Source organism: Acinetobacter sp. TG2027, assembly GCF_000302435.1.
GTDB lineage: Bacteria > Pseudomonadota > Gammaproteobacteria > Pseudomonadales > Moraxellaceae > Acinetobacter > Acinetobacter pittii.
Window position 1 is genome coordinate 1 of the sequence record NZ_AMJN01000022.1, and the last position, 20,086, is coordinate 20,086.

Annotated in this window: 18 protein-coding genes; 11 read left to right on the forward strand and 7 right to left on the reverse strand. The window is 39.0% G+C overall.

Features of this window, described 5'->3' with window-relative positions; all coding sequences use genetic code 11:
- The first annotated feature begins 175 nt into the window (after positions 1 to 175).
- The 7 genes from B806_RS0105265 to B806_RS0105295 all read left to right on the forward strand — a co-directional run bounded on the left by B806_RS0105265 (position 176) and on the right by B806_RS0105295 (position 5,124).
- Entirely contained in the window at positions 176 to 1,054 is an 879-nt protein-coding gene (locus tag B806_RS0105265) for a VacJ family lipoprotein (protein ID WP_017387635.1), read from the forward strand.
- 111 nt (positions 1,055 to 1,165) lie between these two features.
- On the forward strand, positions 1,166 to 2,134 hold the full coding sequence (gigA, locus tag B806_RS0105270) for an RsbU family protein phosphatase GigA (protein ID WP_002117221.1): 969 nt from the start codon (positions 1,166 to 1,168) through the stop codon (positions 2,132 to 2,134).
- Positions 2,135 to 2,236: 102 nt separating this feature from the next.
- Positions 2,237 to 2,758 (forward strand): anti-anti-sigma factor GigB, encoded by a 522-nt coding sequence (gigB, locus tag B806_RS0105275; RefSeq protein ID WP_002117273.1) that lies wholly within the window; start codon positions 2,237 to 2,239, stop codon positions 2,756 to 2,758.
- A gap of 29 nt (positions 2,759 to 2,787) precedes the next feature.
- Positions 2,788 to 3,612 carry a carbon-nitrogen hydrolase family protein gene (locus B806_RS0105280; RefSeq protein WP_005066320.1) on the forward strand — a complete coding sequence of 275 codons (825 nt, stop codon included), beginning with the start codon at positions 2,788 to 2,790 and terminating at the stop codon, positions 3,610 to 3,612.
- A gap of 14 nt (positions 3,613 to 3,626) precedes the next feature.
- Entirely contained in the window at positions 3,627 to 4,001 is a 375-nt protein-coding gene (locus tag B806_RS0105285) for a DUF4951 domain-containing protein (protein WP_017387634.1), read from the forward strand.
- Positions 4,002 to 4,166: 165 nt separating this feature from the next.
- Positions 4,167 to 4,604 carry a MarR family transcriptional regulator gene (locus B806_RS0105290; protein WP_005804299.1) on the forward strand — a complete coding sequence of 146 codons (438 nt, stop codon included), beginning with the start codon at positions 4,167 to 4,169 and terminating at the stop codon, positions 4,602 to 4,604.
- 88 nt (positions 4,605 to 4,692) lie between these two features.
- The gene (locus tag B806_RS0105295; RefSeq protein ID WP_005066315.1) at positions 4,693 to 5,124 is read left to right on the forward strand and encodes an organic hydroperoxide resistance protein; all 432 of its coding nucleotides are present in this window, start codon (positions 4,693 to 4,695) and stop codon (positions 5,122 to 5,124) included.
- A 56-nt stretch (positions 5,125 to 5,180) separates the two neighbouring features.
- Here the strand turns inward: B806_RS0105295 and gspE are convergent, their stop codons facing one another.
- Positions 5,181 to 6,671, reverse strand: a complete 1,491-nt coding sequence (gspE, locus tag B806_RS0105300; RefSeq protein ID WP_002117200.1) for a type II secretion system ATPase GspE — start codon at positions 6,669 to 6,671, stop codon at positions 5,181 to 5,183.
- 96 nt (positions 6,672 to 6,767) lie between these two features.
- On the opposite strand from gspE, the gene B806_RS0105305 reads away from it, so the two are divergent.
- Together B806_RS0105305 and B806_RS0105310 are read left to right on the forward strand one after the other, a co-directional pair.
- Positions 6,768 to 7,589, forward strand: a complete 822-nt coding sequence (locus B806_RS0105305; protein WP_002117309.1) for a hypothetical protein — start codon at positions 6,768 to 6,770, stop codon at positions 7,587 to 7,589.
- A gap of 9 nt (positions 7,590 to 7,598) precedes the next feature.
- A complete protein-coding gene (locus tag B806_RS0105310) occupies positions 7,599 to 8,516 on the forward strand; it encodes a mechanosensitive ion channel family protein (protein WP_005066312.1) in 918 nt (305 codons plus the stop codon).
- Here B806_RS0105310 and B806_RS0105315 read toward each other — a convergent pair.
- Positions 8,506 to 11,310 carry a DUF2339 domain-containing protein gene (locus tag B806_RS0105315; RefSeq protein ID WP_017402725.1) on the reverse strand — a complete coding sequence of 935 codons (2,805 nt, stop codon included), beginning with the start codon at positions 11,308 to 11,310 and terminating at the stop codon, positions 8,506 to 8,508. The two genes, B806_RS0105310 and B806_RS0105315, sit on opposite strands and share 11 nt — an antisense overlap.
- Before the next feature lie 154 nt (positions 11,311 to 11,464).
- On the opposite strand from B806_RS0105315, the gene polA reads away from it, so the two are divergent.
- Positions 11,465 to 14,236 carry a DNA polymerase I gene (polA, locus tag B806_RS0105320; protein ID WP_017402726.1) on the forward strand — a complete coding sequence of 924 codons (2,772 nt, stop codon included), beginning with the start codon at positions 11,465 to 11,467 and terminating at the stop codon, positions 14,234 to 14,236.
- Between the two features lie 52 nt (positions 14,237 to 14,288).
- On the opposite strand, the gene B806_RS0105325 is transcribed toward polA, so the two are convergent.
- Genes B806_RS0105325 through ppx form a run of 5 tightly spaced genes read right to left on the reverse strand, consistent with a single transcriptional unit; the run spans position 14,289 to position 19,388 of the window.
- Entirely contained in the window at positions 14,289 to 14,858 is a 570-nt protein-coding gene (locus tag B806_RS0105325; RefSeq protein ID WP_000501183.1) for a YggT family protein, read from the reverse strand.
- A 21-nt stretch (positions 14,859 to 14,879) separates the two neighbouring features.
- On the reverse strand, positions 14,880 to 15,716 hold the full coding sequence (gene proC / locus B806_RS0105330) for a pyrroline-5-carboxylate reductase (protein WP_005804294.1): 837 nt from the start codon (positions 15,714 to 15,716) through the stop codon (positions 14,880 to 14,882).
- Positions 15,691 to 17,091, reverse strand: coding sequence for a tRNA lysidine(34) synthetase TilS (gene tilS, locus B806_RS0105335; RefSeq protein ID WP_079381076.1), 1,401 nt, complete (start codon positions 17,089 to 17,091; stop codon positions 15,691 to 15,693). Before tilS ends, proC begins: the two co-directional genes overlap by 26 nt.
- Entirely contained in the window at positions 17,028 to 17,849 is an 822-nt protein-coding gene (locus B806_RS0105340) for an acetyl-CoA carboxylase carboxyltransferase subunit alpha (protein ID WP_005066304.1), read from the reverse strand. Before B806_RS0105340 ends, tilS begins: the two co-directional genes overlap by 64 nt.
- Positions 17,850 to 17,867: 18 nt before the next feature.
- Positions 17,868 to 19,388 (reverse strand): exopolyphosphatase, encoded by a 1,521-nt coding sequence (gene ppx / locus B806_RS0105345; RefSeq protein ID WP_014208409.1) that lies wholly within the window; start codon positions 19,386 to 19,388, stop codon positions 17,868 to 17,870.
- A 275-nt stretch (positions 19,389 to 19,663) separates the two neighbouring features.
- On the opposite strand from ppx, the gene trxA reads away from it, so the two are divergent.
- Entirely contained in the window at positions 19,664 to 19,990 is a 327-nt protein-coding gene (gene trxA, locus B806_RS0105350) for a thioredoxin (protein WP_002054512.1), read from the forward strand.
- Positions 19,991 to 20,086: the final 96 nt, after the last annotated feature.

Genomic DNA, 20,086 nt, shown 5'->3' on the forward strand with positions numbered 1-20,086 from the left:
GCAACCCTTTTTTTAAATCAATATCATCAACTGGATACTTTTTAAGCTTTTTAGCATTTTATCTATATTATTTGATCAATTTTACATTGATAATAGGTTATCAATTTTGTATTAAAACATATCTCCACCCAACTGCACATTTAAGTATTAGCCTGGCTGGCGGTTAAGGAATTATATGAATTATTCTAATTTAATTTTACTAAGCGTATTATCTGTAGGTGTTTGTACCTCTCTATATGCTCAAGAAAATACTATAAGTGAATCTTCTGATGCTAGCTCACTAGAAGAAACAGCACCGACTCATACGCGCTCACAAATTATTAAAGATTTAAAAAATATTAAAGTTAAAGATTTAAAAATTAATGCGAATGCAGCACAACCAGATCCTGTAAAAGACCCATTACAATCATTAAATCGTCCAATTTACTCATTTAACGACATGTTGGATCGAAATTTTTTACGCCCAGTTGCTGTGCAATATAGAGAAAAGACTCCAGAAGATGTCCGTGGTTCTTATCGTCAGTTCCGTAAAAATCTTGGAGAACCTTGGAATGCTGTTAACCAGCTTATTCAAGGTCGCCCTGGTCGTGCGGCAAAAACCCTAGGTCGCTTTACAATTAATACGTTAACCACTCTTGGTTTAGCTGACCCTGCCAGCCGTTTAGGTTTACCGACTGAAGAAGAGAATTTTGGTGTAACTCTCGGTTACTATGGTGTTCCTTCTGGCCCATTCCTGATGTTGCCTTTTTTCGGTCCAAGTACCTTACGTGATGGTTTTGGTTTAGCAGTAGACGCCCAAGCACGCCCACAGAAATATGTTATGGATGATCAAGATGGTCTTTATTGGTCAAGTAATATGTTACAAGCGGTTGATACACGCGCTCAATATCTGGATCTAGATCAGACCTTACAGGGGGATCAATACGCCATGATTCGGGATTTATATCTGCAACGTAAAGCATTCCAAATTGCAGAGAAAAAGGGCGACTCAGCTGATGTATCTTTCATTGATGATGACTCAGAAGATACACCAGATGAGAATCAAAACCCTTAAAAGATGAAATTAAGGTATTGCTTGGATTAAGAGTTGGGCAATACCTTGATTTTGATCATACATACTCTATGATGAATAAAGTGATCATATAAAAGGACTACCATCTCTTCTATGTATTTTATTAAACCGACACGCTCTATTCCTTATTTAGAGCAAGCTTTGGATAAGTTGCCAGGCTTACAAGTCATTAACATAGATGATTTAGATTTATATGATCCAACTATCATTGCAATAGCAGATGTACAAGATTTCCTGACATATAAATGGAATTTACCCACCATTGTCATTGCTTTTGAACATGAAGGCAGCGCTTTAGCTCAAGCTTGGGAAGCGGGTGCTCTTGCAGGTTGGGTATGGAATCAACTACCTAACGATTTAAATAAAGCATTATCAAGAATCGATGCCCAATATAAACGTAACCAAGATAGCCGCGATTTACCTTCGGCTGCTGAACTACAAAAAAGACTATTACCTAATCCAATTGATTTATTAAATTATCAAGTCGAAACTTTCTTTCAGCCTTCAGCTTATCTTTCTGGTGATTGGTATGACTACTGGAAATTAAATGATAAGGAAGTTTTATTTTATCTTGCCGATGTTTCAGGACATGGTGTAACCAGTAGTTTATTAACATCATGGATGGCAGCTTTTCATGGCCGTTCTAAAACCCCAAGACAATTAATAAAAAAATTAAATGGGATGCTGGTTCAAGAGAATATTGAAAAGCACATTACGATTGTGGTGGGTATTTTAAACCTTGAAACACATACGCTTCGCTGGTCAAGTGCTGGGCACTACCCCCCTCCTATCATTTTTGAACCTAATCAAGCTCCAAAAATTTTAACAACAAGTAGCTTCCCATTAGGCTTAACTGATGAACTCGAAGTTGAAGAGCATGTTTGTACATTAAATCACCAAGCACGTTTCATTGTTTGCTCAGATGGAGCACTTGAACCTTTTGATGGTGGGTTAAATGATCAGTTCCAACAATTGGTCCATCATTTGCAAAATCAATCATTCCAAGCACCCGATCATGTGGCTGATGACATTGCCATTTTCAGTCTTTGCCGAATGAATTAATTTACGAATCAATTAATTACATAATATACGACTTAAGGACTCTTGAGTCTGCGATGGCACTATGTGATAATTTTTCTATCCTTCTCTGAAAATGGCATTTATATGTCAACAGGTCATGTTGAATATGCAAGTTTAAATGGAACGCATATTTTCAAACTTATTGGTGAAGTGCGAGCCCATTCTTGTATAAGTCTAGACAAACTTTTAAACAGAATTGAACAGCAAGAGAATGTTGTTGGTGCAATCGTTGATTTAACCCAAACAACATTTATTGATAGTACGGTGTTAGGCATCCTAGCTAAGCTAGGTTTAAAGCTTAAACAAACTCATCATATTCAAGCTGTGATGCTATCTACCAATCCAGATATCACAACCTTAGCCAACAGTATGGGGCTAGGGCAGGTTTTTGTCATTTTGAATTACTGTGGCGATCCTAACGTTTGCACACTAACGTTAACTGATGAACAGATCACTCATAATGCAATGCTAAGAACAGTTCTGGATGCGCATAAGACATTGATGAAACTCAATGCAAACAATCAGAATATGTTTGAGCCACTTGTGAAGCAGTTACAGAAAGAACAAGATACGCTTGAACAGGTATCAGATAAGCAAAATGCCTGACTTTAATCATTAAGCCGGATTATTAGAATATGACCCTTATTTCTGTTGCTCAAATGAACTCTCAAGATGATATTGAAAATAATTTTCAAGTCATTGAGTCGTTGATTCAACAAAGTAAGGCGCAAAATGCTAGCCTGATTGTTTTCCCCGAAAACTTTGTATGTTTTGCAGCTGGAAAACAACGCGAAACAGCTGAGCAATTTGAGTCTATTCAACAACGGCTTGAGAAGCTAGCACATCAATATCAAATCTGGATTGTGGCCGGTACCTTACCATGCCCATTTCGTCCAGATGGATCTACTATTCAAGATGGTCGAGTCCGGACGGTTAGTCTTTGTATTAGCCCTGAGCGTACAGAAGCACGTTATGACAAGATCCATTTATTTGATGTACAAGTGGGCGATGCGGTCGGTGGTTATCAAGAGTCTCGTTTTTTTGAACCTGGAACAGACGTAGTAGTCACATCTACCCCTTTTGGCAATATTGGCTTAATGGTATGTTATGACTTACGTTTTCCAGAGCTTGCTCTAACTCTGAGACAACAAGGCGCTCATATTCTGACTGCTCCTGCTGCATTTACTTATACAACTGGACAAATGCACTGGCAGCTTTTGCTACAAGCTCGGGCAATGGATAGCCAATGTTATGTTTTAGGCGCAGCACAACAGGGCTGGCATGGTGAAAAACGACAAACCTGGGGACACTCTGGGGCAACAGATAGTCGTGGTCAAATTTTAAGTATGATTGGATATGAAGGGAGTGGTTTAATCACTGTACCCTTTGATTTAACAGCACAAGAACTCGTCCGCTCTTCAATGCCTTTGATGACTCACCGTAAATTGATTCATTATTAAAAGTTTAATTATTCATGTGGAAATACTTATTTAGCATTTTTTGCTTGGGGGCAAATATTCATTGTTATGCAGAGTTTGGTACAACAAACCATTTTGTTTCGCCTACTGCACAGCTCAAATCAGATATTCTTCCAGAAACTCCTAAAAATATCCCCTTGCCCGCTTTTGGCCAAAGAATTATTGGTTGGGGTACGGGCGCAGAAGGTGCAAGACAACGTTTAGAAAATATTCAGCCAGCAGATGTTTCTGTGATAAAAAAACAAGGAACTACGCTTGAAATGATTACCGCATGGCAAGATTTTTATGAACAAGAGCAGCAACGCAATGCAAATAATCCTACTGCGAAGTATCGTGCGCGTTTAATGAAAAAGATTGCAGATTTGTGGTAAACACTTTCATCTAGACTATTTTTATCTTATGGAATAATTGATGTAATTATTCCATTTTTTATATCCCTTAATTTACTTTATTCATAGCCTATTCTTATGAACATTTAAGAAACTGAATAGAACGCGATATACTACAAAAGCAATACTAGTTTCTTTGAGGAAGATATGGACCAAGACTGTCAAAACTTAAAGCTTGAGAATCAATTATGTTTCCTCATTTATTCAACGAATTTAGCGCTTAATCAACTCTACAGAAAACTTCTAGCACCTTTGGGCATTACCTATCCCCAATATTTAGTTATGTTAGTGTTATGGGAGCAGGATGAAGTGACTGTTTCAGAAATTGGAGCTAAACTTTTTTTAGAATCATCTACCCTCACTCCTATCTTGAAAAAGTTAGAAGCCTCGCATTTACTTCATCGTACCCGTTCAACTCAAGATGAGAGACAAGTGATTATTACGCTAAGTGATGAAGGAAAAAAATTAAAAGATCAAGCAATCCATATTCCATCAGGCGTATTAGAAGCAAGTTCATGTGATATGACAACACTACTAGGCCTTAAAGATCAACTTACTAAACTCCGTACAAACTTAGTCAAATAAACAGCAATTTTTTTAAAAAATATACTTGTCAAAATAATTAAGTCGTGTACGATATATTTGTATTCAATTTATTTTAGGAATAAAAACGATGTCATTAGAAAAAGTTGTTTATCGTGCAAAAGCTAAAGCAACCGGTGGTCGTGATGGCCGTGCGACTTCATCAGACGGCGTATTAGATGTACAGCTTGGTGTGCCTAAAGAAATGGGTGGCGCAGGCGGTGCTGTAACAAATCCAGAGCAACTATTCGCAGCTGGTTATTCAGCATGCTTTTTAGGTGCTTTAAAATTTGTTGCAAACCGCGATAAATTTAATATTAGTAAAGACGCTTATGTAGAAGGTGAAGTAGGTATTGGTCCAATTCCTACAGGTTTTAGCATCGAAGCGACTTTAAATGTTTACTTAGTGGGTATGGATCGTGAAGAAGCTGAAAAGTTAGTTGCAGCAGCTCATATTGTTTGCCCATATTCAAATGCAACTCGCAATAATATTGATGTGACGTTTAATATTGTGACTGAATAAGTTTTGATATTTAAAAAATGCCCGAATCAAATCGGGCATTTTTTACATCTTAAATATTATGCTTCACTTGCCTCATTAGTTACACGAAGCACTTCTTCGAGTGTAGTTTTACCCGCCAGTACTTTGCGCAAACCATCATCACGAATAGAACCTGAATACTCACGAGCATGATTTTCTAATTCATATTCAGCTGCATTACCATGAATCAGACGGCGCATGGGTTCATCAACTGGTACGATTTCATAAATCGCTGTACGTCCATTAAAACCTAAATGTGAACAATGATCGCACCCTTTGGCTTCAGGTAACTGCAATAACGGTTCATTATGAATATGCTGAAAAACCTGTTTCTCAAAAGTATCGGCTTCACGCCATGTCATACAATGTGGACATAAAGTACGAACCAAACGTTGAGCAATCACCCCAATTAAAGAGCTTGATAACAAGAAGGGTTCAATCCCCATATCTTTAAGACGAGTAACTGCACCAATAGCTGTATTGGTATGTAGTGTTGATAAGACCAAATGGCCTGTTAAAGATGCTTGAACCGCAATTTCAGCAGTTTCCAGATCACGGATCTCCCCCACCATTACCACATCAGGATCTTGACGTAACATTGCTTTTAAAGCACGAGCAAATGTCATATCTACTTTGGTATTCACTTGGGTTTGGCCAATGCCTTCGAGTTGATATTCGATTGGATCTTCAGCAGTTAAGATATTACGGGTATTGTCGTTTAGATCGGATAAGGCGGCATATAAGGTGGTCGTTTTCCCCGAACCTGTAGGGCCTGTGACCAAAATAATACCGTGGGGACGATGTACTAACTGAGTTAAACGCTCATAGTCATTAGCCATTAAACCTAAATGAGTCATGTTGAGTCGGCCCGCTTGTTTATCAAGCAAACGCATAACAACCCTTTCACCATGTGACGATGGCAAAGTTGAAACACGCACATCCACTTCACGGCCAGCCAGACGTAAAGAAATACGTCCATCTTGTGGTACACGTTTCTCGGCAATATCGAGCTTCGCCATAACTTTAATACGCGAAACCAGTAGAGGCGCCAGCTCACGGCGTGGTTGTACAATCTCACGTAGTTGACCATCTACACGTAATCGTACAGATAGTTTCTTTTCAAAAGCTTCAATATGAATATCAGAAGCCCCTACTCGAATTGCTTCAGAGAGAAGTGCATTGATCAGACGAACAATAGGCGCGTCATCTTCTTGGTCCATCAAATCTTCTGTTTCGGGAACCTGGTCAGCCAAACTCAATAAATCCGGATGATCTTCTAAACCAGCTGCAACTTGTTGTGATTCCCCTGTATCACCTGCGTAACTCGTACTTAAGAGCGTATTAAATTCTTGTTCAGTACATAATTGATAATGAGCTGGCTTACCCAAGATGCGTCTTGCTTCCTGTAATGCAATTTTTTCAGTGTTTTGACGTCTAATAATAAATACCTGATCACCGTCATAACGAAATAAAACACCATGACGCTTGGCAAAACTATATGGAACTTGTATTTGTTTCAATATTTGCATCACAATTTATAATGATGAGTAAGATGATTTTGAGTGTACTCTAAGCAGATTACAGCGTGAAGTCTGTTTAACAACTCGGTAGAGGAATTTTGCGTCTTGTTTGAAAATAATGAATATCAGCCTCGCCCCCAGAATTCTTTAAAATGGTGGGGTGAACAGCACTTTGAAATTAACCAGTCCAAAGCATGGCAATTCGGTTCAATGCTCTTTCGTTTAACACGTGGCATAAAAGAATGGCGCATCGAATATTATCGTCCCTCTCTTCAAGACGATAATGAACAAGATTGGCACCCAATTGCCGATCCACATTTTGCCTTTCCGCATACGGTTCAAGTAGAACGTTACATGTTTCGAAAGACCAACCCAGAATTTTTACTGATGCCACGTCTGGCAGATCGTTCTGTGGTTATTAAACCTGTTGATCCTATTTATATTCCAGCAGGTCAACGTGGGACTCTATATATAAGCACACCATTATGGATTGCAGGCTTAGTTGAAAGTCAGCATGAACCTTTGTTTGAGATTCCCGTGATTCAGCCTAAAGATACGTGGTTTGGTCCTAATGCACAGCAAGGTGAAATCTGTTATGCCACTTCCGTGGATGGCCGTACTGATTTGAATCTATTAACACCACGCGCTTTCCGTGCTGTTACTCCAATCGACTTTCACAACACAAGTAATCATCAATTACGCTTTGATCGTATGAATGTGCCAGTTACCGCCCTTCCTCTTTTTTATAGTGAAAGTACAGGTCGTTTATGGACTTCACAAATTAAAGTTTATTATGAGGGTTCTGATCGTCCGGCACGTATTCGTATTGAAAATCGTACACCACCTCTTGCTGGTGAAGTGACCTATGTTCACCCACCACGTTCACCTGGTGGAGCATTATTCAATATGTTTGATTCATTCTTTTAAGAGGTTTATATGGCTGATTCAAATATTCCAAAAGATATCGCTGATAGCCTCAAAAGCATATTTACCAATATCAATACCGAACGTATTAGTGAAATTTTAGTCGCTGTTGTACTGTGTTTCATTGGCTTTGTTCTTGCCCGTATTATTTCCAATACGTTTATTAGAACCATTGGCTCACGTTTTAATGCTCACCAACGCCTTGTATGGCGCCGTGGTATTTTTTATTTCATTTTCTTACTCTTCATCATGACGAGTTTGAAAGAAGCTGGGTTCAAACTTAGTGTATTCCTCGGTGCAGCAGGGATTTTAACTGTAGCACTCGGTTTTGCATCGCAAACATCTGCCAGTAACTTGATTAGTGGTTTATTTTTGATTGGTGAGGGTTCATTTGAAGTCGGTGATACGATCCAGATTACTCTCATTCGTGGTAATACAATTGAAGGCGAAGTCATTTCAATTGATTTGCTTTCGGTAAAATTACTTACACTCGACAATGTCTATATTCGTTTGCCGAATGAACAGCTTATTCGTGCGCCTGTACACAACTTGTCTAAATATCCGATACGACGTATCCCAATTACGCTCGCAATCAACTTTCACGAAGATATTATTAAAGTCCGTGAGGTTCTACTGAATGTAGCAGCTCATTATCCACTTGTACTGGATGATCCAAAACCCGCAGTTACGGTTACCGCATTCAGGGAGTCATCAATTGAGCTTTTATTCACAATGTGGTGTCGACAAGAAAACTCTTTAAAAGTTCGAGATGAAATGCAAGAACGAATCAGAAATGGATTTTTAGATAACCGAATTGAAATTCCTGTTCCTAAAATGGGCTTGATTGATCGGCCGTCTACCGGTTTTGCTGAAGACGATATCGATCAATATAGCAATCAAAAAGAGTTAAAACGAGAGCCTAAAGCTTAGGCTCTTGATTCTTCTGCGCGGTAGACGACGGGGGTAATGGCGCAAGATAAGCAATAATTAACATTACTCCACCTGCTCCAATAAATGAAATGACTCGAGTTAATGTCGCACTTTGTGATAGATCAAGCAAAATCAACTTTAATACCACAATACCTAAAAGCGCAGCACCTACAAACCAGAGTTGACGAATCATTTTACGGCTTGAGAATGTAGTTAATATAAATGCCAAAATGACCCAAAGCAATGTCAAACTTAACTGCACTTCACCATTCGTCCAAATTGCTAAGCTCCATAGTGGTGTCCCCCAGTAATGATGTAAGCCCCTAACGACCACACTACTGAATACCAATAACCCAGCTAAAATTGTTGTAATTTTAAAAGTCCACTCTAGTGATTTATCTTGATCAAAAGCATGTTGATAAATAATAAAGAGCAGACCTGCAAATACTACAATAGAAAGAAAATCAGTTAAGTTAAATAAAGGAACAAAATAAAGGTACTCAGCAGAGTGGCGATCGACGCTCACAACTAGCAACCAAATTAAGCTTAAACACCAAACCGGAATTTGATGCAATAGTGTCGTTTTATGAGCCTTATACGCCCAAAGCGAATAAACCACAGGGATAAAAGCCAGAGCAACAACTGGCATTTTTGGAAAGATCGCCAAACCAACTACTGCTAACGCCAACCAGCTTAAACCAGCCCAGACATTTAAGTACCCAGACTCATCCGACTGCGGTTGAGCCATAATAAATAAGCTACCAAGAATAATGGTAGCGACTAGGAAAGTAGTTTGTTGTAATGAGTCTACCCATTTAAACAACGTAAACATTTGTCTCGCAAACGCTTCACCCAAAACTAACAACAGTAACAGGCTAATTAAAATTAACTGCAAACTTTGCCATTGCACACGAAGTTTATAGTGAACAACTGCGCTAAATATTGCTATTAGAACTACGGCGAACATCAAATATGGACTCAAAGCATGATGATGCCATGCCATGATTTCTACACCAGCTACAGCACCCGCATACATCCCTAAACACAAGAAAATGCCACTAAACATGCTTGCGCTAAAATAGTGTTGCTCTTTACTGTTGTATTGCAATAAATAAAAGGCAGAAATAAATTGAGCAATTGCATAGATGCTTGTGCTTAGCGTTGGGAACTCTTCATTTGCCCACACCTGATAAAACAGCGCAATAGAACTAAGTAAAACTAAAACCACACCAATATATCGGCTTAAACGGTAACGCTCAGTTACTCCCCACACAATTAAAGCCGTACCTTGAGCAACCCAACCAATTGCTGTCCAATGTGCTCCTTTTGCAAGCGGGAAAATTAAGGCAAAAAATGCAACCGCGAGAATGAAAAAGCTTTTTGCAAGAACTGAAAGCTGAGGATGAGTTTTTTTAATCCAGAAAGTTAATATTGCATAGGTACCCGCCAAGACAGCAGCACCAATCGTCAATGCTTGTGTAGACTCATGTACCAAGTAAGCATGAAGGGTAAAGCCCAGTACTGGCACACTAAAAATAAGTCCCACATCTAAGAGCGGAGGTAAACGAATCCCTTCTTGTTTTTCATGTGCTGACGTCCGAGATATATTTTGGCTATAACGGACACTAAGCCAAATAAACAGCGAGATATGGCACCACAAAATCCAGTCTAATGTATTAAATTTTGCGGGTTCTGCATAAAATGCGATTGCACTACCACCAATAAACATTGTGGCAAAAAAAGCTATTTGATTTAAGATTTTCCAAGGCTGAATAAAATTAACCGCAGCAACTGCTAAGTTAATTACTAAGTAATAGCTAAATAAGAAGGTTACATCAGGGCGATATTGTGGAATAACTAAAGGAGCCGCATAAGCCATACCAAGTGCTAATATTGCCAAATAAATAGCTTGTTGTTTTAAGCTCAGGAATACCGTAATAGCTAATAAAATCGTAAACAGAATACTCGCTGTAGTTAGGTTGGCAATTACACCAAAATGATGTGAGAACACAAGTGTCAGGAATACAACAGCCAGCCCGACACCTTGCAATGCCACAGCAAAAAGCTGATTTTTCTTTTGCAATGTATACCCAAATGCCGTTAACACACCTCCAGCAATCGCAATAAATCCAAGTTTTACACCTAAACTAAGCTGCCAATGCTCACTTGCAAAACGTAATAACAACACGACCCCAACCATAAGCACAGCAACAGCAACTCTTAAGATTGGATTGCCATGAATCATCCAATCCACGGCTGGTTGCCACCATACGGTTTGTACATGAGCTGGTTGTTCTGTTTGATTTAAAGGTGCCGTTCCCGCTGAAACTAGCGTATCCGTATTATTGGAACTAACTTGGTCTATTACAGGATTTATAACTTCTGTTTGTATGGTCTCATTTACATGAACTGTTTGTTTTGCAGACTCGAGGTATAATAGTCGAGTATGAAATGCACTGATGGTTTGAATCAAACATAGCAATAAAACCAGTAAAGCCCCACCAGCAATCCACATCCAATGATTTATATAAGCCACTAATGCAACCAAGGCGGCTGCATAAATCACTGTTCTTTGCATGTGAATAGAATAAAGTGGCGTTTTCTGCTGAGAAAACTGCTGTTCTAAATGAGTCAAACGCTCATGTAGATTTGACAGTAATTGAACTAGAATGACAGTAAGTGCAATAGATAAAGCAATAACAGCACTCTGAAATTTAAAACCAATTGAAATGGCTAAAAACAAAGTCAAAGCGATCAAAACAATGATCATTCCCTGTTTGTCTTTTTTATACATGGGCTTAGCAATATGACACCTTCATTACAGGTCATCTTACTTCAAGCCAATACAAGCGTATATTTATACATACAAAATACTGCAAAAATCATAAACCTGCATTCATAGCCGTTTTCACGTAAAATACCCCTAATTCAAATTAAGGAATTGTTCAATGCCACCATTTGTCTTGGTTGATGGGTCCTATTTTTTATTTCGTGCATATCATGCATTACCACCATTGACGACCTCTACAGGGTTACATACCAATGCAATACGTGGGGCAATTTCTGCCATTCAAAAATTAATGCGCCGTATGCAGCCGACACATATGGCTGTCATTTTTGATACGCCTGAGCCAACTTTCCGCCACAAGCTTTCACCTATTTATAAAGGTGATCGCCCGACCATGCCGGAAGAGTTATCTCAACAGATTCCATATTTACATGCATTGATTAAAGCTCAAGGAATTCCTTTATATAGTCTTCCGGGTGCAGAAGCAGATGATATTATCGGTACGCTCGCTAAACGTGCCGTACTCGAAGGCCATCATGTACTTATCTCAACCGGAGATAAAGACATGGCTCAGCTCGTCAATGATCATGTAAAACTTGAAGATAGCTTTAAAGATCGCGTCATGGATACCGACGGGGTATTTGAAAAATTTGGTGTTTGGCCAAATCAAATTATCGATTACTTAACCCTTATGGGCGATGCGTCTGATGGCATCATGGGTGTACCTGGCGTAGGTGCAAAAACAGCAGCCAAGTTACTAACTGAATATGGCACTTTAGACAATATTATTGCCAATGCAGACCAACTTAAAGGCAAACTTAGCCAAAATATTAAAGATAACTTAGACAATATTAAGCTTGACCACCAGTTAGCTAGTATCGTCTGTGATCTTCCTTTAGAACTCGATTGGCATGAGTTAAAGCTTACTGATCCAAATGTAGAGGCTCTACGTAATCTTTATACTGAGCTTGAGTTTAGAAACCAATTACAGTCGCTTGATCATCCAAACAATCCAAATAGCTCAAGCTATAAACAACAAGCTTCACAGACTATTGTTCAAAATGAAGTTAAACCTGCTGAATCTATAGAAACTGAAGATCAAGCAAGCTTAACCAGTCAAGATGACCAGCTTGGAACTGCAAATTATCACACTGTTTTAACCCAAGAAGCATGGGATCAGCTCTGGCAACGCATGCAAAATGCCGATCATTTTGCTATTGATACAGAAACTACAAGCCTTGATTACCGTATTGCCGAGATGGTTGGTTTTTCAATCGCATTTGATGCGAAAGATGCCTACTATGTTCCATTAGCGCATAATTATGAAAATGCGCCACAACAACTGGATCGTGATCAAATTCTGGCTCAAATTAAGCCTGTGCTAGAAAATGAAGCAGTTAAAAAAATTGGGCATCACCTTAAATATGATGCCCATATCTTTGCCAATCATGGCATAGAACTTAAAGGCTGGTATTTCGATAGCATGCTTGCATCTTATGTATTGAATGCAGCAGCCACTCGTCACGGCATGGATGACGTAGCTCGTGTCTACTTAAGCCACTTAACCACCACCTTTGAACAAATTGCTGGTAAGGGCGCCAAACAAAAGACTTTCAATCAAATTGAGATTGAAGTTGCTGCTCACTATGCTGCAGAAGATGCTCATGTGACTTATCGTTTATATGAAGTGCTTTCAAACAAACTTAAGCCATTTCCTGAGCTAGAAAATATTTTATATAACATCGAAATGCCAGTTGCCCGTATTTTATCGGGTATGGAAGAAGATGGTATTCGTCTAGATCATGCCTTCTTAGATAAATTAAGCGTTGAATTTGCAAAAACAATGGAAGGGCTTGAAAATCAGGCGATGGAAATTGCAGATGAAACTTTTAATATTGCATCTCCTAAACAAGTAGGTGAAATCCTATTTGATAAATTAGGAATTAAAGGCGGTAAAAAAACTGCAACTGGACAATACAGCACCAGTGAAAGTGTTTTAGAAAAAATTGAACATCCTTTAGCGGAAATTATTTTAGAGCATCGCGGTTTAGCAAAGCTAAAAAGTACCTATACTGATCGTCTAGTTGAGCAATCTCATAACGACACGCATCGCGTACATACGAGCTATCACCAAGCACTGACAGCGACAGGCCGTCTCTCCTCTTCTGATCCTAACTTACAAAATATTCCAATTCGTAGACAAATTGGGCGCCAAATTCGTAAAGCATTCATTGCGCCAGAAGGCCGAGTACTATTAGCTGCCGATTACTCGCAAATTGAATTACGTTTAATGGCTCATTTTTCTCAAGATGATGCTTTAGTACATGCGTTCCAGCACGGACAAGATGTTCACCGCCGTACTGCTGCAGAAGTATTGGGTATTGCTATCGAAGATGTGACCAATGACCAACGCCGTCAAGCGAAAGCAGTTAACTTTGGCCTACTTTATGGTATGTCTGAGTTTGGTTTGATTCGTCAATTAGGCTTTACACGTCAAGAATCGCAAAACTATATTAAGCAATATTTCCAACGCTATCCTGGCATCTATGAATATATGCAACGCACACGTCAAGTTGCATCAGAGCAAGGTTTTGTTGAAACTATTTTAGGTCGTCGTCTTTATACACCTGATATTGATGCACGAAATGTAATGGTACGTAAGGCTGCCGAACGTGCTGCAATTAATGCACCGTTACAAGGTAGTGCCGCTGATATCATTAAACTTGCAATGATTGAAGTCGATAAAATCTTGCCAAAAGATCAAGCCAAGTTACTTCTTCAAGTACACGATGAATTAGTTTTTGAAGCAGATCAAAATATTGCCGAAGAGCTCTCTAAGCAAATCGCGACTGTCATGGAATCTGTAGTAAAAATTTCTGTGCCTTTAGTTGTTGAAGTTGGGCAAGGGCAAAACTGGGATGATGCCCATTAATTAGTAGAAATAAAAAAGGGCTGTATTAACAGCCCTTTTTTATTGCGTTAACTTAAAGTCCTGTTAAAAGAACTTTTGCAACTTCATTCATTAATATCTCGGCAATATAAAGCGCCAAAAACGCCAAAATTGGAGATAAGTCAATCATTCCCATATTAGGCAATAAACGACGGAATGGCGCGAGTAATGGTTCAGCTAAATCTTGAATCACTTCAATATAAGGTGAACGCGATTGAGTGAACATAACCACCCAACTCAAAATAATTGTCGCGAAAATTAAATAACGGCAGAAACGAATTAGGTCCTGAATCATCGTCACAAATGTCAGAATCACTAAGTGAACCGGACTATTTGGCATAGAACCAGAAAGATACATCACGCCAAAAATTTTCAGCAAATATAAAATAATTAAAAGAACCAACGCAGCCAAATTAAATCGGCCTTTTGCGACCGTCGGAAAAATTCGGCCAAAAATATCAACAATTTTAGTCGCCTTTACAGTCGATAAAACCACAGGATTATAAGGACTTACTGCCGCCAATTGCATTAAAAAACGGAAAAAGACCAATAAAATCGCGACATTAATTAAAATTCCAAAAATTAGCGCAGAATTTGCACCCATAGTTGTCTTATCCTATTTAAGCTATTTCGCACTGTCACTCAATTCTTGAGCCAATTCTTGACTACGCTTCTGTGCAGCAGCCAATGCAGATTGAATATTTTGGGAGATTTGTGCACGGTCAAAAACTTCAAGTGCAGCTTGAGTTGTGCCATTTGGCGATGTCACATTCTTACGAAGTTCAGAAGGAGTGTTTGAACTAGTAATTGCCATTTGAGCTGCACCTAATGCCGTTTGAAGAGTCAACGCAGTTGCAACTTTTTCATCAAGTCCTAAATTTTTACCCGCACGGATCATACTTTCCATGAGATAGAAGAAATATGCAGGACCTGAGCCAGAAACCGCTGTTACCGCATCAATTTGAGCTTCGGAGTTTACCCAAATTGTTAAGCCTGTGGCTGCTAAAATCTGACTTGTTAATTCACGATCCGAAGTACCTACTACATCATTTGCATAGATACCATGCGCACCCGTCTGAACTAGAGCTGGCGTATTTGGCATAACTCGAACAATTCGATTGCTATCAATTAAGTTTGATATCGTTTGGATTTCAGCACCAGCAATAATTGAAATAACCAATTTATCTGATAACAGTCCTTTTAAAGGACGTAAAACAGTCGCCAAAACTTGTGGTTTTACTGCCAGTACAACGACGTCAGCATTTTTAATTGCAGCTACATTATCTTGTGTCACATGGACTTCTTTTTCTTGCAATAGTTGGCGGATTTGCTCAACAGGATCTGAAACGGTAATACGTGTTGGCGGTAAACCTCTTGAAATGAGCCCACCAATCAAAGCTTGGGCCATATTACCACCACCAATAAAACAGATATTACTATTTACTGCACTTGTCATAACCATCTTCGCCATTTACCAGATTACAAGAATAAGAAATTAAATCTGGTTGCCATCCTCCTTGCTCACAATACGGAGACTGAGCCAACCAAAATCCTTTCGGTGTAAAAACCCCAAGCATAACATTATCTATGACTAATATTTGAATTGTATGACGAAGCCAAGGCAAAATATGTGCTTCTTGAATTGCTTTTTTTAATGGCCATTGCCCAACACGACCATATAAATGGACCTTTTCACCACCTTGGCGTCGAATAATTTTTAATTTTTTATTTAATAAAGATGCAGACAAACCCATATTTTTTTGAGTAATTTGAAATTGTCCTGAAGCGCATTCCACTATTTCCCCTAGTTGAAAATAATGCTCCATCTCGGTTTCAACTGGGTTTAATTTTTCAGCAAGAAAAACTTGTCGACTCAATCTATAAAGATGATGTTGATAACGGACATAGTAAAACTGGTTCCAATGTAATGCAGCTTGTGCATCAGACTTTGAATCAATTACTTCATTTTTTAACCGCTCAACCATTTCAAATGCAGGGCGATATTGCCCATCACCTTTCATCCAAACCGAAAGTAATTGACGCTGTCGAGCAGAAGATAGTTCTAATAGCTGAGTTAAATCCAAACATTCGTCCGTACCACAATTTTGCAAATCAGCTTTTAAAACTTCTTCTAAAATTTCAGAAGCATCTTGCATCAAATAGCTAGTACGACTAAGTGCTTGCTGCATTTTTGGAAAACGGTTTTGTAAGAAGGGCCAAAGTTCTTCACGCGACCACGCCCGATCATAATAGATATCGTAATTTGTAGGATCATCTACATACTCAATCTCAAGTTGAGTGGTCCATTCGGCAATCTGCTCACGGGTTAAATCCAAAAAAGGGCGCCAAATTGTCATATCTTTACGGTAATCAATAGTCTGCATAGCAGCAAGCCCATCAACACCTGTACCCGACAATAAACGCAATATTACTGTTTCAGCCTGATCTTGCTGATGATGAGCGAGCACTAAAATTTCGTTGGCTTGCAAACGTTGTAGATAAGCGTGATAACGTGCCTGACGTGCTTGAGCTTCCAAATTACCGTCAGTAACTTGAACTTTTTGAATGGTATAAGGAATATTTAAACGAGTCGCTTGTTTAGAAACGAGTTTCCCCCACTCTGCACTTTTTGATTGCAGTTGATGATCTATGTAAATTACTCGGATCTTTTGAGGGAAAATTTGAGACATCAAATGTAGTAGCAGCATTGAATCCATGCCACCACTACATCCAATAAGAAAAGTACTATTTTCTGAAAACTCTTGAGCCTGTTTTAAGACGCAATGCCTAAATTTTCGCTGCCAAACTTCATTAAACGTTGATAACGTGCTTCGCATCGTTCATTTGCATCCATTGGTAGCAACTCATCCAAAGCTTGCTTCAAAACTACTTTTAGGTTTTGCATGACTTGCTCAGGGTCTAAATGAGCCCCTTCGCCTTCATCTACTACATATTCAACAATACCTAGAGATTGTAATTTATCTGCTGTCAAACCTAAAGCTTCACTTGCTTGAGCCGCTTTTTCAGCAGTTTTCCACAAAATAGATGCACAGCCTTCTGGTGAAATCACAGAATAAATACTATGCGACAACATAATTACTCGGTCAGCAACACCAATACCTAGAGCACCACCAGAACCGCCCTCACCGAGTACTGTTGCAACAACAGGAACTTTCAAACTTGAAAGTTGAGCCAGGCTAGTTGCAATTGCTTCAGCTTGTCCACGCTCTTCAGCACCAACACCTGGATAAGCACCCATAGTATCAATAAATGTGAAGACCGGAAGGTTAAAGCGCTCTGCCATATCTAATAGGCGTTGAGATTTACGGTAACCTTCTGGGTTAGCCATACCGAAGTTGTGCTTTAATTTTTCACGGGTACTACGACCACGGTGTTGGCCAATAACCATCACAGGTTGACCATCAAAACGAGCAAGACCACCTACCATCGCACCATCGTCACCAAACAAACGATCACCATGCAAGGCATCAAACTCTGTAAAGATTTCACCGACATAATCTAGAAACTGCGGACGATCAGGATGACGTGCAATTTGAACCGTTGTCCACGCTTTGGACTGAGTAGCTTTTTTCATAGGTCGAATATTATCCCTTTAATCGATAAATTTTTCCGACTGAATATTCAATTCAATGTCCCAATGCTTAAACTGCTCTTGCTCATCATGCAAGTCGGCAACTAACAATGGCCATTGTTTGGCATCACCAGAAACACTAAGTTGCCATTGTTGATCATTTATGATGGTCAGTTCAATGGCAGGAAGCATCTGATCACTTCGACTATGGTTGAGTAAAACTGCTAGGCGAAGTAATAAACATAGATAAAGTAATTTATTACCACCAGCCTTCAAAATTTCATTTTTTACATCATTTCGCAATTTACGACGATGGTGAGCGACCAAATGTGAAAGGTGATTTTGATCAATTTGTGAGAAGCCCGGAATATCAGAATGCTGCAATAAATAAGCACCATGACGGTGATACCCACCATGACTAATCGCCAAACCAATTTCGTGCAAATAGGCAGCTCGGCGCAGTAAGTCACTGTCTTCACTAGTTAAATTAAGAGATTCTGCAACACCATCAAATAATTGTTGTGCTGTATTTACAACTCGCTCTGCTTGTTTTGGATCTGCGTTATACCGTCCCATTAAGGCTTGTACACTACGATCACGGATATCTTCATGTTTAAAACGACCTAATAGGTCATACATGACTCCTTCACGTAATGCACCATCAGAATATGCCAAACGATCAATTTCTAAAACTTCGAAAACTGCGTACAAAATTGCCAATCCGGCTGGCAAAACTGCTCGTCGGTCTTCTCTTAACCCTTCAAAATCAATTTCAGAAATATTTTTAAACTTAAGTAATTTATCTTTGAGTTTATATAACCCTTCTCGAGTGACGTTTTCTTGTTCATCACTCAAGCCCATATTCACCATAATTTGGCGGCAAGCTTTAATCGTTCCACTAGAACCAACGACAGTATCCCAACCTTCCATTTTATACGTTGTTGCAATAGCTGAAAGTTCTTTACGGGCAGCAACTACTGCTTTATCAAAGGCTTTTTGTGTGATTTCGCCATCGGCAAAGTAGGCTTTTGTATAAGCCACACATCCCATTTGCAATGACTCTGTATAAATAGGCTCAAACTCTTCACCAATAATGAACTCAGTAGAACCACCACCAATATCTACAACTAAACGTCGACCACCATTTGCCATGGTATGCGATACGCCAAGATAAATCAGACGTGCTTCTTCTCGCCCAGCAATAATTTCAATAGGTTTAGGCAAAATTTCTGCTGCTTTTTGAATAAATTCATGGCCATTTTTTGCCTGACGCAAAGCATTGGTCGCCACAATTCGTAAGCGATTTGGTTGAACAGAACTTAATCTCCCTACAAAACGAGCCAAGCAGGCTAAGCCTCGTTGCTGAGCGGCTTCTGTTAGGTTTTTATTCTCATCTAAACCAGCTGCGAGCTGTACTTTTTCTGACATCGAAGCAACTTTTTTAACTTCGCCATGATCTACCCGTGCAATTGCAAGGTGAAAACTGTTCGACCCCATATCTATGGCGGCAAGTAATTCTTCATCAATCAGAAAATCAGACATTATTGAACTAAACCCATAACAATTCACGCCTAGAGTAATTCACAAGAATGCAATTGAAAAGCCATTTTCATCAACAATTAGCTGTGATTTAAATTTTTCTATTTATTAGTTGATTGTACAAGTCGATGATGAATATCGTGAGCATCCATTAGACAAATTTAGTTAAGCCTTGAATAATAGCATCAAACCCTTACATTGAACTAAGTAGCTATGTAATACTGATAGAGATAATTTCTCCTGTAATAGCACTTTTTTCTAAAAATTGGAGCCGTACCATGTCTGCGACTATTGTAAATACAACTGATGATAACTTCCAAGCAGATGTTTTAGATGCTGAAACCCCTGTACTTGTTGACTTCTGGGCAGGATGGTGTGCACCTTGTAAAGCAATCGCACCTGTTCTTGAAGACCTATCAAGTGAATATGCTGGTAAAGTAAAAATTGTTAAAGTTGATGTGACTTCTTGCGAAGATACAGCAGTGAAATACAACATCCGTAACATTCCTGCTTTACTACTTTTCAAAAATGGTGAAGTTGTAGCTCAACAAATTGGTGCTGTACCTCGCTCTAAACTTGTTAGCTTTATTGATGAAAACGTTTAAGTCAAAATGCTAAAAAAGAAAATACGCTATACTTTTTTATAGCGTATTTTTTTCGCCTATAAATTGACAAATTTGCTAGGCTGGCTTATATTGCAT